General features: G+C 66.3%; 1 protein-coding gene. It reads right to left on the bottom strand.

The annotated features are described in order from the left end of the window. Positions 1–418: 1,2-phenylacetyl-CoA epoxidase subunit PaaC (paaC, locus tag I6F21_RS38115; protein ID WP_225184433.1), on the bottom strand; the 418-nt coding region annotated here is incomplete at both ends.

Below are 418 nucleotides of genomic sequence, written 5' to 3'. Positions count from 1 at the left end.
AGCCAATCGAGCGCGGCCTGGGAACGCGCATGCGACTCGTCCGTGCCATCACCGAAGCGCACGAGCCAGTCGCGCGTATGGGCGAGGTGGTAACGCATCTCCTTCACCGATCTGGCGGCAATGGCGGCCAGCTCGGGGTCGGTCGAACGCGTCAACGCTTCCCACAGGGGCACCATCAACGCGGCGTACAGAAAGTGGCGAACGATGGTGACGGCGTAGTCGCGCGCGGCTGCCGATGTCGCGACTAATGGCCCGGCATGGGGCAGTTCGAGCAGCGTGTAGTTGCGGAACGCAGGCTCGGCCCGCCAATAGGCGTAGTCGTCTTCCGTGTGCGGTGTGCCGGTGAGCGCGCCTTCGATCCGCCCCGCGTGCGTGTAGAGCAGCCGCGCCTGCCCGATCAGGTCAAGACTGAGATTGG

The organism is Bradyrhizobium sp. NBAIM03 (assembly GCF_020194055.1).
GTDB classification, from domain to species: domain Bacteria; phylum Pseudomonadota; class Alphaproteobacteria; order Rhizobiales; family Xanthobacteraceae; genus Bradyrhizobium; species Bradyrhizobium yuanmingense.
The sequence above is the reverse complement of the archived record's forward strand: the minus strand, read 5'-3'. Positions and strand labels throughout refer to the sequence as shown.